This window comes from Haemophilus sp. HN_Hi10 (genome assembly GCF_049821985.1).
Taxonomy (GTDB): domain Bacteria; phylum Pseudomonadota; class Gammaproteobacteria; order Enterobacterales; family Pasteurellaceae; genus Haemophilus; species Haemophilus influenzae_D.
This window is the reverse complement of the sequence record NZ_CP187495.1, coordinates 83,140-97,403: the sequence shown is the minus strand read 5'-3', so window position 1 is coordinate 97,403 and position 14,264 is coordinate 83,140. Positions and strand designations below refer to the sequence as shown.

The following is a 14,264-nucleotide window of genomic DNA, read 5'->3' as shown; positions in this document are numbered from 1 at the left end:
TGAGCTATTTTTATAGGAAAAATGTAAGGTAAAACGATAGTGATCGATTTTGATGGCTACCGTCCAAATGTGGGTATTGTGATTTGTAATCGCAAAGGGCAAGTGCTTTGGGCGAAGCGTTGTGGGCAAAATTCGTGGCAGTTTCCGCAAGGTGGCATTAATGATAATGAAAGTGCCGAGCAAGCGATGTATCGCGAACTACACGAGGAAGTTGGTTTACAACCTAAAGATGTGCGTTTGTTATATGTTTCTAAACATTGGTTGCGTTATAAATTGCCAAAGCGTTTATTGCGTTATGATAGCAAGCCGATGTGTATTGGGCAGAAACAACGCTGGTTTTTGCTACAGCTTGTTGGCGATGAAAAAAATATCAATATGAAAACGACCAAATCGCCAGAATTTGATGGGTGGCGTTGGGTAAGTTTTTGGTATCCTGTTCGTCAAGTTGTGTCTTTTAAGCGAGATGTTTATCGAAAGGTAATGAAAGAGTTTGCTTCGGTATTATTTACGGATAATCCACCAATATTTTCCGCATCTCGTGAAGCAAATTCACAGTCTTATTCGGCAAATAAAAAATATTCTCAGACAAAATACACAAAACGCCATTTTTACAAATCAAAAGGTTAATAATGTTCACTTTTATTCTTCTTTGTTTACTTGTTGGCGCATTAGCGGGTTTTCTTGCAGGATTATTTGGTATTGGCGGTGGGTTAGTAATTGTGCCAACCTTAGTGTATTTACTGCCCATTGTGGATGTACCAGAATCTTTGTTGATGTCTACCGCACTTGGCACATCATTTGCTACCATTGTGATTACTGGCATTGGTTCGGCACAACGTCATCATAAATTAGGTAATATAGTCTGGCAGGCAGTTCGCATTTTAGCTCCGGTTATTATGCTTTCTGTTTTTATTTGTGGTTTATTTATTGGAAGACTTGATCGTGAAATTTCTGCCAAAATTTTTGCTTGCTTAGTGGTATATTTAGCCACAAAAATGGTACTTTCGATTAAAAAAGATCAAGTCACAACAAAACCACTTACTCCCCTTGCTTCCGTAATCGGCGGTATTTTTATTGGTATGGCATCTAGTGCTGCGGGAATTGGCGGTGGTGGATTTATTGTGCCGTTTTTAACTGCTCGTGGCATTAATATCAAACAAGCCATTGGTTCTTCCGCATTTTGTGGGATGTTATTGGGCGTATCAGGGATGTTTAGTTTTATAGTGAGTGGTTGGGGAAATCCATTAATGCCTGAATATTCGCTTGGCTACATTTATCTTCCCGCAGTGTTAGGCATTACTGCCACTTCATTTTTTACTTCCAAATTAGGCGCAAGTGCAACCGCTAAATTGCCTGTTTCAACCTTAAAAAAAGGTTTCGCCCTTTTCTTAATTGTGGTTGCGATCAATATGTTTCTGAAATAAGGAAAATTATGAATTCAAATTATTTACTTCTTCCCCATTTTGATCCGAGTATTTTTACGCTTGGCGATAGTAATATCGGCTTACGTTGGTATGGTTTGATGTACCTTTTGGGTTTTATTTTTGCACGCTGGCTTGCGGTTCGCCGTGCTAATCGTCCAAATAGCGGTTGGACAGTGGATCAAGTTGATAGCTTACTTTTCAACGGTTTTATGGGGGTATTTATTGGTGGACGTGTTGGCGATGTATTTTTCTATAATCTCGATCATTTCTTACAAGAACCACTTTATTTATTCCGTGTTTGGGAAGGTGGAATGTCGTTCCACGGTGGCTTAATTGGTGTAATTGTTGCTATGATTTGGACGTCCTATTCACAAAAACGTAATTTTTGGCAAACCGCTGATTTTGTTGCGCCTTTGATTCCGTTTGGTTTAGGTTTAGGCAGAATTGGTAATTTAATTAATCTTGAACTATGGGGACGCCAAACAGATGTGTCTTGGGCAATGATTTTCCCGAATGATCCGCTATTACTGCCTCGTCATCCATCACAACTTTATGAAGCCTTTTTAGAAGGCGTGGTGTTGTTTGCAATTTTGAATATTTTTATTAAAAAGCCACGTCCAATGGGCTCTGTTGCAGGCTTATTCTTAATTGGTTATGGCGTCTTCCGTTTTATTGTGGAATATGTACGCGAACCTGAAGTTGAAAATTTCTTTGGAGTCATTACGCGAGGGCAAGCACTTTGTTTACCGATGATTATTGGTGGAGCCTTAATTATGACTTGGGCTTATTCACGCAAAAGTGCGGTCATAAAATAGGAGATTTTTATGAAGCAATATCTTGATCTTTGTCGCCGCATTGTTAGTGAAGGGGAATGGGTTGCTAATGAACGTACAGGTAAGCGTTGCCTCACGGTCATTAATGCAGATTTAGAATATGATGTGGCGAATAATCAATTTCCGCTGATTACTACCCGTAAAAGTTATTGGAAAGCGGCCATTGCTGAATTTCTAGGTTATATTCGTGGATATGACAATGCCGCTGATTTCCGCGCACTTGGCACGAAAACTTGGGATGCTAATGCGAATGAAAATGCAGCTTGGCTTGCAAATCCGCATCGTAGAGGCGTTGATGATATGGGGCGCGTATATGGTGTGCAAGGCAGAGCATGGCGTAAGCCTAATGGAGAAACCATAGATCAGCTACGTAAAATTGTTAATAACTTAACGAAAGGTATTGATGATAGAGGAGAGATTTTAACTTTTTTTAACCCTGGGGAATTTGATCTTGGTTGTCTTCGTCCTTGTATGCACACGCATACTTTTTCTCTTGTGGGTGATACTTTACATCTTACTAGCTATCAGCGTTCCTGTGATGTTCCGCTTGGATTGAATTTCAATCAAATTCAGGTGTTTACCTTCTTAGCACTTATGGCTCAGATCACGGGCAAAAAAGCCGGCAAGGCATATCATAAAATTGTGAATGCGCATATTTATGAAGATCAGCTTGAGTTAATGCGTGACGTACAACTTAAACGCGAGCCTTTCCCATTGCCAAAATTAGAAATCAATCCAGATATAAAAACGCTTGAAGATTTAGAAACTTGGGTCACGATGGATGATTTTAAAGTCGTTGGCTATCAATCTCATGAGCCGATTAAATATCCTTTTTCCGTCTAATGGATGCAGCAAAAGTGCGGTCAGAATTTGACGAGAAAATGATGCGCTATGCCCTTGAGCTTGCCGATAAAGCGGAAGCGTTAGGTGAGATTCCTGTGGGGGCGGTGCTGGTGGATGACGCTAGAAATATTATTGGAGAAGGTTGGAATCTCTCCATTGTTCAAAGTGATCCTACTGCACATGCTGAAATTATTGCTTTGCGTAATGGCGCGAAAAATATTCAAAATTATCGCCTACTGAATAGCACGCTTTATGTGACATTAGAGCCTTGCACAATGTGCGCAGGGGCAATTTTGCATAGCCGTATTAAACGTCTTGTGTTCGGTGCATCTGATTATAAAACTGGCGCGATTGGATCACGTTTTCATTTTTTTAATGATTACAAGATGAATCATACTTTAGAGATTACATCTGGCGTATTGGCAGAAGAGTGTAGTCAAAAATTGAGTACATTTTTTCAGAAAAGACGCGAGGAGAAAAAAATAGAGAAAGCATTATTAAAAAGTCTGAGTGATAATTAATTCTTTATTTTTTCTTATATTTGAAACTTAAAATCCAGGATTGATCGTTATCTCAAACCCTGTTACTTGCGGAAATTCTTCTTGAATTAGTGTTAATAATTCAATTTGTTTAAATAGAATCCCCTGCCGAACAATAGCATTAGACACTTCAATAAAAATTAAATGATCTGTTATGTTGCCAATACGAAATTTGCCGTAAAATTCCTGTGGAAAAATGCGGTTAAATTTTTGATTGAGTTCATTGATGGCAAGGCCTTTTTTCATTATTTTGGCAAAGGGCGATTGCTCAAGCACATCCGTAATATTGACTGCTTTTTGATAACGATCAGCCTTGTTTTCCATAAAGTCAGCCCCCAGTAAATGACATCAGTTTAGATTTCCGCTACAATACACGCAATTTTCATAATAAACAATGAGACGAATGATTTCAGGCACTGTCAAACAGAATTTTTGGTCGCGATTACTTTTAAGTATCATCGCGATTTTTGCTTTGCCTAACGCACAAAGTTTTGAAAATCAAAATAATACGGAAAATTATTCCTCGAGTGTTTCCATTCAACAAGCGTTAGAAACGGTAAAAGTTGCTCGTGAAGTGCAACGACAAGCCATTCCTCAACCTTCAATTTCCCGTCAAACTGAAAAACAACTTAAAATTCAACCGCACTTTTTTACTGAAGCGTTGAATATTAGTGCGCCAATTCGAGCAGGCCCCTTGCTTATTTAATTTTTCTGTTTTTTGTGAAGAATATTGCTATTGAAATAGCGATATTTTAAAAAATTATTGTGCATGAAATAAAGTATTTCATAAGCATTTAACTATTTAACTTATATATTTAAAAAGAGAAATTATGAGCATTTTAACAAGAATTTTTGGTAGTCGTAATGAACGCGTTTTACGTAAATTAAAAAAACAAGTCGTAAAAATTAATAAAATGGAGCCTGCTTTTGAGGCATTAAGTGATGATGAATTAAAAGCAAAAACACAAGAGTTTCGTGATCGTTTAAGTGGTGGCGAAACTTTGCAACAAATTTTACCAGAAGCATTCGCAACTGTACGCGAAGCAAGTAAGCGTGTGCTTGGTATGCGCCATTTTGATGTGCAGCTTATCGGTGGGATGGTATTGACTAACCGCTGTATCGCAGAAATGCGTACTGGTGAAGGTAAAACATTAACGGCGACTTTGCCTTGTTATTTAATCGCACTTGAAGGTAAAGGCGTTCATGTTGTCACGGTGAATGATTATCTTGCTCGCCGAGATGCAGAAACCAACCGTCCGTTATTTGAATTTTTGGGTATGAGCGTAGGCGTCAATATTCCTGGGTTATCGCCAGAAGAAAAACGTGAAGCTTATGCGGCAGATATTACTTATGCAACCAATAGTGAACTTGGTTTTGATTATTTACGTGACAACTTAGCCCACTCAAAAGAAGAGCGTTTCCAACGTACTTTAGGCTATGCGTTGGTGGATGAAGTGGATTCTATCTTAATCGATGAAGCGCGTACGCCATTGATTATTTCAGGTCAGGCAGAAAAAAGTTCAGAGCTTTATATTGCGGTAAATAAATTGATCCCAAGTTTAATTAAACAAGAAAAAGAAGATACGGAAGAATATCAAGGAGAGGGCGATTTCACTTTAGATTTGAAATCTAAACAAGCGCATTTAACCGAACGTGGTCAAGAAAAAGTAGAAGATTGGTTAATTGCACAAGGTTTAATGCCTGAGGGGGACTCTTTGTATTCTCCTAGTCGAATTGTATTGCTTCATCACGTTATGGCTGCATTGCGTGCGCACACATTGTTTGAAAAAGATGTCGATTACATTGTGAAGGACGGTGAAATCGTGATTGTTGATGAACATACTGGTCGTACAATGGCGGGGCGTCGTTGGTCAGATGGTTTGCACCAAGCCATTGAGGCAAAAGAAGGGGTGGATGTTAAGAGCGAAAACCAAACTGTTGCGTCAATTTCGTACCAAAACTACTTCCGTTTATATGAACGTCTTGCGGGTATGACGGGGACTGCTGATACCGAAGCATTTGAGTTCCAACAAATTTATGGCTTGGAAACTGTTGTAATTCCAACAAATCGTCCAATGATTCGTGATGATCGCACTGATGTGATGTTTGAAAATGAACAATATAAATTTAATGCGATTATTGAAGACATTAAAGATTGTGTAGAACGCCAGCAACCAGTATTAGTGGGTACGATTTCAGTCGAAAAATCAGAAGAATTATCTAAAGCGTTAGATAAAGCAGGTATAAAACACAATGTGTTGAATGCGAAATTCCACCAACAAGAAGCGGAAATCGTGGCAGAAGCAGGATTTCCTAGCGCAGTGACTATCGCAACGAATATGGCGGGTCGAGGTACCGATATTATTCTTGGCGGTAACTGGAAAGCGCAGGCTGCCAAATTAGAAAATCCAACTCAAGAACAAATTGAAGCCCTTAAAGCAGAGTGGGAGAAAAACCACGAAATTGTAATGAAAGCGGGTGGGTTGCATATTATCGGTACAGAGCGTCACGAATCGCGTCGTATTGATAACCAGTTGCGCGGTCGTTCTGGGCGTCAAGGTGACCCCGGTTCTTCTCGTTTCTATCTTTCTTTAGAAGATGGTTTAATGCGCATTTATTTGAATGAGGGTAAGCGCAATTTAATGCGTAAAGCGTTCACGGTAGCAGGCGAGGCAATGGAGTCGAAAATGCTGGCGAAAGTGATTGCATCTGCTCAAGCAAAAGTTGAGGCGTTCCATTTCGATGGCCGTAAAAACCTACTTGAATATGATGATGTGGCAAATGACCAACGTCACGCGATTTATGAGCAACGCAATTATTTGCTTGATAATGATGATATTTCTGAAACTATCAACGCTATTCGCCACGATGTGTTTAATGGTGTGATTGATCAATATATTCCACCACAATCTTTGGAAGAACAATGGGATATTAAAGGGCTTGAAGAACGTTTATCTCAAGAATTTGGTATGGAATTACCGATTTCTAATTGGTTAGAAGAAGATAATAATCTTCACGAAGAAAGTTTGCGCGAACGCATTGTGGAAATTGCAGAAAAGGAATACAAAGAAAAAGAGGCTTTGGTTGGCGAAGATGCTATGCACCATTTTGAAAAAGGTGTTATGTTGCAAACCTTAGATGAACTTTGGAAAGAACACTTAGCTTCGATGGATTATTTACGCCAAGGTATTCATTTACGCGGCTATGCACAAAAAGATCCAAAACAAGAATATAAAAAAGAATCTTTCCGCATGTTTACGGAAATGCTAGATTCCTTAAAACACCACGTTATCATGACTTTAACCCGTGTACGTGTGCGTACTCAAGAAGAAATGGAAGAAGCTGAACGTGCTCGTCAGGAGATGGCTACTCGTATCAATCAAAATAATTTACCTGTGGATGAAAATAGTCAGACAACTCAAAATTCAGAGACTGAAGATTATTCAGATCGTCGCATTGGTCGCAACGAACCTTGTCCTTGTGGGTCGGGTAAAAAATATAAGCATTGTCACGGCAGTCGTGTAGCACGCCAGTAATGAACAATCAAAGTGCGGTGATTTTTCACCGCACTTTTTTCATACCTCTACATTGGATAGAAAAATGGATAAAAAAATTATACAAGTTGCTGCGGGGATTATTCGTAATGAATTTGGTCAGATCTATTTAACGCAGCGTTTAGAAGGACAGGATTTTGCCCAATCTTTAGAATTTCCCGGTGGAAAAGTAGATGAGGGAGAAACCCCAGAACAGGCTTTAAAACGTGAACTGGAAGAGGAAATAGGCATTGTTGCGTTAAATGCAGAACTTTATGAACGTTTTCAATTTGAATATCCAACAAAAATCATTTCTTTTTTCTTTTATCTGGTAAATGAATGGATTGGCGAACCTTTTGGGCGAGAGGGGCAAGAAGGTTTTTGGGTTGAGCAGCGCGCATTGGATGCAGGACAGTTTCCCCCCGCAAATGCAAAATTAATTCATCGATTACTAAATGAAACTCACAATTTCATATAAAATAAATGTGGTTTAAAGTTATATTAAAAGATTTAATATGATTTATCACATATAACTTTTTAATATACTCGCCAAAATATTTGTATTTTTTGCATTATTGGAGTCATTATGTCTCAACTTGCCAATCCAGAACTGATGAAAGTCGTTATTTTACTCGCATCTAGCGTAACAATTGTGCCGTTATTTAAAAGACTCGGGTTGGGTAGCGTGCTAGGTTATTTAGTAGCAGGTTGTTTGATTGGCCCATCTGTCTTTGGCATAGTGCAAGATCCAACAGCAGTGGTACATTTAGCGGAATTAGGTGTGGTAATGTTTCTTTTTATTATCGGGCTTGAAATGTATCCAGAACGCCTTTGGGCAATGCGTAAAGCTATTTTCGGCAGAGGTTTGTTACAAGTTGGATTATGTGGTTGCTTACTCACTTTTTCGGGTATTTATTTATTAGGATTAACAAAAGAAGTAGCATTTATTGCTGGTATGGGTTTCACGCTTTCCTCTACTGCTATTGTAATGCAATCACTAGAAGAAAGGGGGCTTACTTCTACGTCAAAAGGACAACGCGTAATCTCGACATTAATTTTTGAAGATATTGCTATCGTACCACTTTTGGCGTCTGTCGCTTTTCTTGCCTCTCATTCGAAAGAAGCTACACCACACACTAATTGGGTATCAATTGGCATAGCATTAAGTGCTGTTGTGGGGCTAATTGTGGCTGGAAAATGGTTAATGAACCCACTATTTCGTTTAATTTCTAAGGCACGTATTCGTGAAATGATGACAGCGGGCGCATTATTGGTCGTTTTAGGTGCCGCATTAGCAATGGAAATTGGCGGGCTTTCAATGGCAATGGGTGCGTTTGTTGCTGGTGTGATGATGTCTGAATCAGCTTTTCGCCATCAGCTTGAAGCGGATATAGAACCATTTCGCGGTTTATTACTTGGATTATTTTTTATGGGCGTAGGAATGTCCTTAGATTTGCATTTAGTGTTTAATCATTGGATCTTGCTACTTGGAATTGTTTTTCTTTATATACTTGGAAAAGCCAGTGCTGTTTATATTATTGCCCGAATTACTCGTCTTGATCATCGAGAATCCATAGGGCGAATGTCTTTGATGGCACACGGTGGCGAATTTGCCTTTGTGCTTTTTTCAGCCGCAGCGACCGCGGAAGTAATCAGTAATGAAGAACAAGCGACATTCACTGCTGCAGTGATTATTTCGATGCTTTTTTCGCCTATTATTGCTCAAATTGCTCGTAAACTTATACAGCGTACAGAGTCTAAACATCTTGATCAGCTTGATGAAAATGATCTAGACAGCATCGTGGATTTGGAAGATAACGTTTTAGTTATTGGTTTTGGACGTTTTAGTCAAATTGTCTGCCAAACATTATTGATTCGTGGAATTAGCGTTTCAGTGATTGATCGCAATATCGAAAATATCCGTGCTGCCGCAAAGTTTGGTTTTAAAGTTTATTATGGCGATGGCATTCGATTAGATGTTTTACGAGCCGCAGGAATTGAAAAGGCGAAATGTGTCGTATTAGGTATTAACGATACACAAAGAATTGAACATATTGTCAGTCAAATGAAAGAGGCTTATCCAAATTTACCGATTTTAACCCGAACTTATGACAGAAAAACAACAGTTAGTTTGATTAAGCAGGATGTAGATTTTATTGTGCGTGAAACTTTTGAATCAGCAATTACACTTAGTCGAGCAACATTGATGAAATTAGGTATTGATAAAATTGAAGCGGAAGAAATTATTAAGGAAGTACGAACATTAGATCAAGAACGGTTAAATGAAGAAGTTTTACACGGTTTTTCGAATGAAATAGTAAAAAAATATTGGACACCAAGACCATTTATTAAACCGCATCTTGATACAAAAGCATTAAATAAAGAAACAGAAGAAATTCTAAGTGAGAAAATTGAAGAAGAAATATCAAATGATCATTCATAAAATTATTTTTTATCTATAAAAATATTAAATTTTAACTTCTCGTTTAAGTATTTACTTTTGAGTGATTTAAATCACGTAAATTTTTATTTTAAGGCAATAAATGAATAATAAAATTAGTGTTTATGATAAAGATAATTTCTTTGAGCTTTATCAGAAACTCCGTGCAAATCCAATTAGCCTCAATGAAATTATCGAAAAGCCCACCATGCTTTCATTGTTGCCTAATTTAAAAGGGAAGAAATTACTCGATTTAGGCTGTGGTACGGGAGGGCATTTACAACTTTATTTAGAACGAGGGGCGGCTAAAGTAATTGGAACTGATCTTTCCGAAAAAATGCTCGAACAAGCTGAAAAAGATCTTCAAAAGTGCGGTCAATTTTCAGGGCGTTTTTCCTTATATCACTTACCAATAGAAAAATTAGCTGAGTTACCAGAAAGTCATTTCGATGTGATTACTAGCTCTTTTGCCTTTCATTATATTGAAAATTTTCCGACATTATTATCAACGATCCATGACAAACTCTCGTCTAATGGCACATTAATTTTCTCACAAGAACATCCGATAACTACCTGCCATAAAGAGGGAGAACGCTGGGAAAAAAATGACAAAAAACAGCAAGTCGCTTATCGTTTAAATCATTATCGAGAAGAGGGGAAACGCAATAGAAATTGGTTCAAACAACCTTTTCAAACCTATCATCGAACAACAGCAACAATTATCAATAATTTAATTCATGCAAGGTTTCAAATCGAGCAAATGGAAGAACCCATGCTTGCTGACCAACCGCAATGGCATAATGAATTTAAAGATTTGTCACATCGACCACCATTGTTATTTATCAAAGCAAGAAAAGTGGAGAAATAAACAAAATAAACTGGTTTTTAACCGCACTTTATGGTATAAATCGCCCCGCTGTTTTTGCCTTTCAAAAGCAGTTTTTTAATTACTAACAACACACACATATTAACAAGGCTTAATCGGGGTGCCAAACGGTCGATTAGCTGATATGTGGAGGCTCAACCCCAACAAAAGGAAAATATTATGGCACAAGTTTCAATGCGCGATATGATCAACGCAGGCGTACACTTCGGACACCAAACTCGTTACTGGAACCCACAAATGAAACCTTTCATTTTTGGTGCTCGTAACGGTGTTCACATCATCAATCTTGAAAAAACTTTACCTTTATTCAACGAAGCTTTAGCGGAATTAACTCGCATTGCTAGCAACAACGGTAAAGTATTATTCGTTGGTACAAAACGTGCAGCGTCTGAAGCAGTTCAAGTAGCAGCATTAGATTGTCAGCAATATTACGTAAACCACCGTTGGTTAGGTGGTATGTTGACTAACTGGAAAACCGTTCGTCAATCAATTAAACGTTTAAAAGATTTAGAAACCCAATCTCAAGACGGTACTTTTGATAAATTAACCAAAAAAGAAGCGTTAATGCGTAGCCGTGAGATGGAAAAACTTGAATTAAGCCTTGGCGGTATCAAAGATATGGGTGGCTTACCAGATGCATTATTTGTTATCGGTGCAGACCACGAACATATCGCTGTTAAAGAAGCAAACAACCTAGGTATTCCTGTATTTGCTATCGTTGATACTAACTCAACACCAGCTGGCGTAGATTTCGTTATCCCTGGTAACGATGATGCGACTCGTGCTATCCAACTTTACGTTTCTGCAGCTGCAGCAGCGGTTAAAGAAGGTCGTGGTAACGAAGCTCAAGTTGCTGAAGAATTAGCAGCTGACGCAGAATAATTTAAGTTTTGCAATAAGGCGAAGCCCTTAATAATCAAGCGATTAATTGGCATAGGGGCTAAAATTTAGCCCCTATATTTTTATCTAAAAGTGCGGTCAAAATAAACCGCATTTTCGACAGAGGATTTTAAAAATGGCTGAAATCACAGCATCATTAGTAAAAGAACTTCGTGACCGTACTGGCGCAGGTATGATGGAATGTAAAAAAGCATTAGTTGAAGCAAACGGTGATATTGAGTTAGCAATCGACAATATGCGTAAATCTGGTCAAGCTAAAGCAGCTAAAAAAGCAGGCCGTGTTGCAGCTGAAGGTGTTATCCTTGCTCGTGTAGAAAATGGTTTCGGTGTATTAGTTGAAATGAACTGTGAAACTGACTTCGTAGCAAAAGATGCTGGTTTCTTAGGTTTAGCAAACGAAGTAGCTGATTTCGCAGCAGCAAACAAAGGTACCACTATCGAAGCATTACAAGCGCAATTTGAAGAAAAACGTGCTGCATTAGTTGCTAAAATCGGTGAGAACATGAATATTCGTCGTGTTGCTTACTTAGATGGTCAAGTAATTGCACAATACTTACACGGTGCAAAAATTGGCGTATTAGTTGCGGGCGAAGGTTCTGCTGATGAACTGAAAAAAGTAGCAATGCACGTAGCTGCATCTAAACCTGAATTCGTGAACCCAGAAGATGTATCTGCTGAAGTGGTTGAACACGAACGCCAAATCCAAATCGATATTGCGATCAACTCTGGTAAACCAAAAGAAATCGCAGAGAAAATGGTTGAAGGTCGTATGAAGAAATTCACTGGTGAAGTTTCATTAACAGGTCAAGCATTTGTAATGGATCCTTCTGTATCTGTAGGGGATTTCTTAAAATCAGTAAATACTTCAGTTTCTAACTTCATTCGTTTAGAAGTAGGTGAAGGTATTGAGAAAAAAGAAGAAGATTTTGCTGCTGAAGTTGCAAAAATCACTGGCGGTAACGCATAATTCTTTAACGATAAAAAATGTATGCTTGTAAGCCCAATTTAAAGTTGGGCTTATTTATTTTTAAAAGAATTTCAACTTATTTCGTTAAGTAAATTTTATACACATAAAAATCTGCATTTTAATCAGTTATTAAACTTGTAAAATGCAGATTAAATGATGGGGTATCAATTAAGAAATTTTCTTTTCTAATGCTTTTAAGCGTTTATGTATGCCATCAATGCCTAATGTTAGAGCTGCTGTTTTACGCCATTCTTTATTCGTTTGCAATGGAATACCAGAGGAATATACGCCAGGCTCTGTAATTGGGCGCATAACCATTCCCATTCCAGTAATGGTTACTTTATCACAAATTTCCATATGACCATTAATCACACTTGCACCACCAATTAAGCAATAGCGACCAACAGTTAAGCTACCTGCCATAATAACGCCACCCGCAACCGCTGTACCAGTGCCAATATGAACATTATGCGCAATTTGACAAAGGTTATCGATAATAACGTTATCTTCAATAATTGTTGCGTCTAATGCGCCTCTGTCAATACAGGTATTCGCACCAATCTCAACGTTATTACCAATTATTACTTGCCCTACTTGTGGAATTTTAATCCAACGACCACGATCATTTGCATAACCAAAACCATCACTACCGATAACTGTTCCTGATTGAATTAAGCAATTAGCTCCAATCTCAACGTTATGGTAAACAGTGACATTAGCCCAGAGTTGAGTGCCTGAACCTATCTTGGTATTTTTACCAACAAAGCAATTTGCACCAATGATCACGTTATCACCTAGTACAACACCTTCTTCAATCACTGCGTTCGCACCAATAGATACATTTTCGCCCAATAAAACGTCATCAAAAATGACCGCACTTTTTGCGATTCCTTGTGCCGCTTTTGGCGTACTATCCATATATTGCGCTAAAATTGCGTAAGCCACATAAGGATCTTTAACAATAAGTAAATTGCTTTCTGGAGAACAGTGTTCAACATCCTCTTCAGAAACAACCAAAATCCCTGCTTTAGAATCTTTCAATAATGCACGAAATTTTACGTTAGAAATAAAAGTGAGTTGATTTGATTGGGCTTTATCGAGAGGTGCGATATTCTCAACAACAACATCGGCGTTACCGTGAACGGTAGCGCCGATTTGAGTTGCCAATTCTTGTAAAGAATAGGATTTTTGCATTATGAGAACCTATTATTTTTTCTCTTGTGCTTTTTCAGAAGCAGGAATAGATTTTAATACTTCTTCAGTAATATCTTTACCCTCTACCGCAAATACAACTGAATTTGCATCAAGCACATAAGTATAACCTTTTGCTTTTGCTAAATTATTTGTCGCAGTTTGAATGCTATTTAATAATTTACCACGTTCTTCAGCTTGACGTTTTTCATTTTGAGCTTGGAATTCTTGAACTTTTTTATCTTGTTCTTGCATTAATTTTTGTAATTCAGCATCTTCAGCCGCACCTAATTTATTAATTTCCTCTTGGCGTTTTTGAATATCAGCTTGACGTAAGCGAGGTGCATCTTTTTCTAAAGCTGCAACTTTTGCTTCTACTTTTTTACGAGCAGCAGCAATTTTATCATCAACTTCTTTTTTGCTTGCTGCTAATTTTTCAGCTACAGGTTTAAATTCAGCATCAAGTTTATCTGCTACCGCTTGGCGATCTGGGTGATGTTGAAAAATATAACCTGCATTAATGAAAGCAATTTTTTCTTCAGCGGAAGCATAGCCTGAAGCTAGTGCAATACCTAAAGCAAGTGCGGTTACTTTTGCGATGTTTTTCATTTGATAAATATCCTTAATTAAATGATGGTTTTAATATTTTCTCTGCCCAATTAAATTAGACAGAGAACGTTGTTTTTGAGTTCTGATGAAGAAAAAAGT

15 protein-coding genes are annotated in these 14,264 nt (G+C 38.0%); 12 read left to right on the top strand and 3 right to left on the bottom strand.

The features are described from left to right. The first annotated feature begins 39 nt into the window (after positions 1-39). Genes rppH through tadA form a run of 5 tightly spaced genes read left to right on the top strand, consistent with a single transcriptional unit; the run spans position 40 to position 3,621 of the window. Positions 40-627, top strand: coding sequence for an RNA pyrophosphohydrolase (gene rppH / locus ACPT8Q_RS00450; RefSeq protein ID WP_032824459.1), 588 nt, complete (start codon positions 40-42; stop codon positions 625-627). A gap of 2 nt (positions 628-629) precedes the next feature. Then, complete coding sequence (locus ACPT8Q_RS00445; protein WP_265469056.1) at positions 630-1,424, top strand: sulfite exporter TauE/SafE family protein; 795 nt, start codon at positions 630-632, stop codon at positions 1,422-1,424. Between the two features lie 8 nt (positions 1,425-1,432). Beyond that, on the top strand, positions 1,433-2,239 hold the full coding sequence (lgt, locus tag ACPT8Q_RS00440) for a prolipoprotein diacylglyceryl transferase (protein WP_116966634.1): 807 nt from the start codon (positions 1,433-1,435) through the stop codon (positions 2,237-2,239). A 9-nt stretch (positions 2,240-2,248) separates the two neighbouring features. Next, positions 2,249-3,100, top strand: coding sequence for a thymidylate synthase (locus tag ACPT8Q_RS00435; protein WP_425627527.1), 852 nt, complete (start codon positions 2,249-2,251; stop codon positions 3,098-3,100). Next, complete coding sequence (gene tadA, locus ACPT8Q_RS00430; RefSeq protein WP_005655837.1) at positions 3,100-3,621, top strand: tRNA adenosine(34) deaminase TadA; 522 nt, start codon at positions 3,100-3,102, stop codon at positions 3,619-3,621. The genes ACPT8Q_RS00435 and tadA overlap by 1 nt, the downstream gene beginning before the upstream one ends. A gap of 27 nt (positions 3,622-3,648) precedes the next feature. Here the strand turns inward: tadA and ACPT8Q_RS00425 are convergent, their stop codons facing one another. Further along, positions 3,649-3,963 (bottom strand): DUF721 domain-containing protein, encoded by a 315-nt coding sequence (locus tag ACPT8Q_RS00425; protein ID WP_005655839.1) that lies wholly within the window; start codon positions 3,961-3,963, stop codon positions 3,649-3,651. 79 nt (positions 3,964-4,042) lie between these two features. Between ACPT8Q_RS00425 and secM the strand changes: the two genes are divergently transcribed. From secM to tsf, 7 genes are all read left to right on the top strand, one after another. After that, on the top strand, positions 4,043-4,345 hold the full coding sequence (gene secM, locus ACPT8Q_RS00420; protein ID WP_425627526.1) for a secA translation cis-regulator SecM: 303 nt from the start codon (positions 4,043-4,045) through the stop codon (positions 4,343-4,345). Between the two features lie 124 nt (positions 4,346-4,469). Next, positions 4,470-7,175 (top strand): preprotein translocase subunit SecA, encoded by a 2,706-nt coding sequence (gene secA, locus ACPT8Q_RS00415; protein WP_005686163.1) that lies wholly within the window; start codon positions 4,470-4,472, stop codon positions 7,173-7,175. 64 nt (positions 7,176-7,239) lie between these two features. After that, entirely contained in the window at positions 7,240-7,650 is a 411-nt protein-coding gene (gene mutT / locus ACPT8Q_RS00410; protein WP_005655844.1) for an 8-oxo-dGTP diphosphatase MutT, read from the top strand. Between the two features lie 108 nt (positions 7,651-7,758). Next, positions 7,759-9,615, top strand: a complete 1,857-nt coding sequence (locus tag ACPT8Q_RS00405) for a monovalent cation:proton antiporter-2 (CPA2) family protein (protein ID WP_425627525.1) — start codon at positions 7,759-7,761, stop codon at positions 9,613-9,615. Between the two features lie 100 nt (positions 9,616-9,715). After that, the gene (locus tag ACPT8Q_RS00400) at positions 9,716-10,480 is read left to right on the top strand and encodes a class I SAM-dependent methyltransferase (protein ID WP_005666039.1); all 765 of its coding nucleotides are present in this window, start codon (positions 9,716-9,718) and stop codon (positions 10,478-10,480) included. Positions 10,481-10,657: 177 nt separating this feature from the next. Then, positions 10,658-11,380, top strand: coding sequence for a 30S ribosomal protein S2 (gene rpsB / locus ACPT8Q_RS00395; protein ID WP_005666038.1), 723 nt, complete (start codon positions 10,658-10,660; stop codon positions 11,378-11,380). Between the two features lie 133 nt (positions 11,381-11,513). Continuing rightward, positions 11,514-12,365, top strand: a complete 852-nt coding sequence (gene tsf, locus ACPT8Q_RS00390) for a translation elongation factor Ts (protein WP_005648092.1) — start codon at positions 11,514-11,516, stop codon at positions 12,363-12,365. A gap of 168 nt (positions 12,366-12,533) precedes the next feature. Here tsf and lpxD read toward each other — a convergent pair whose 3' ends face one another. Then, complete coding sequence (gene lpxD / locus ACPT8Q_RS00385; RefSeq protein WP_061671273.1) at positions 12,534-13,559, bottom strand: UDP-3-O-(3-hydroxymyristoyl)glucosamine N-acyltransferase; 1,026 nt, start codon at positions 13,557-13,559, stop codon at positions 12,534-12,536. 12 nt (positions 13,560-13,571) lie between these two features. Then, on the bottom strand, positions 13,572-14,165 hold the full coding sequence (locus ACPT8Q_RS00380) for an OmpH family outer membrane protein (RefSeq protein ID WP_005655852.1): 594 nt from the start codon (positions 14,163-14,165) through the stop codon (positions 13,572-13,574). Between the last annotated feature and the right edge of the window lie 99 nt (positions 14,166-14,264).

Excerpts from the sequence above, each read along its gene's own strand:
- ACPT8Q_RS00445 (WP_265469056.1), top strand. The coding sequence starts at position 630 with ATGTTCACTTTTATTCTTCTTTGTTTACTTGTTGGCGCATTAGCGGGT.
- lgt (WP_116966634.1), top strand. The coding sequence starts at position 1,433 with ATGAATTCAAATTATTTACTTCTTCCCCATTTTGATCCGAGTATTTTT.
- ACPT8Q_RS00435 (WP_425627527.1), top strand. The coding sequence starts at position 2,249 with ATGAAGCAATATCTTGATCTTTGTCGCCGCATTGTTAGTGAAGGGGAA.
- tadA (WP_005655837.1), top strand. The coding sequence starts at position 3,100 with ATGGATGCAGCAAAAGTGCGGTCAGAATTTGACGAGAAAATGATGCGC.
- ACPT8Q_RS00425 (WP_005655839.1), bottom strand. The coding sequence starts at position 3,963 with ATGGAAAACAAGGCTGATCGTTATCAAAAAGCAGTCAATATTACGGAT.
- secM (WP_425627526.1), top strand. The coding sequence starts at position 4,043 with ATGATTTCAGGCACTGTCAAACAGAATTTTTGGTCGCGATTACTTTTA.
- secA (WP_005686163.1), top strand. The coding sequence starts at position 4,470 with ATGAGCATTTTAACAAGAATTTTTGGTAGTCGTAATGAACGCGTTTTA.
- mutT (WP_005655844.1), top strand. The coding sequence starts at position 7,240 with ATGGATAAAAAAATTATACAAGTTGCTGCGGGGATTATTCGTAATGAA.
- ACPT8Q_RS00405 (WP_425627525.1), top strand. The coding sequence starts at position 7,759 with ATGTCTCAACTTGCCAATCCAGAACTGATGAAAGTCGTTATTTTACTC.
- ACPT8Q_RS00400 (WP_005666039.1), top strand. The coding sequence starts at position 9,716 with ATGAATAATAAAATTAGTGTTTATGATAAAGATAATTTCTTTGAGCTT.
- rpsB (WP_005666038.1), top strand. The coding sequence starts at position 10,658 with ATGGCACAAGTTTCAATGCGCGATATGATCAACGCAGGCGTACACTTC.
- tsf (WP_005648092.1), top strand. The coding sequence starts at position 11,514 with ATGGCTGAAATCACAGCATCATTAGTAAAAGAACTTCGTGACCGTACT.
- lpxD (WP_061671273.1), bottom strand. The coding sequence starts at position 13,559 with ATGCAAAAATCCTATTCTTTACAAGAATTGGCAACTCAAATCGGCGCT.
- ACPT8Q_RS00380 (WP_005655852.1), bottom strand. The coding sequence starts at position 14,165 with ATGAAAAACATCGCAAAAGTAACCGCACTTGCTTTAGGTATTGCACTA.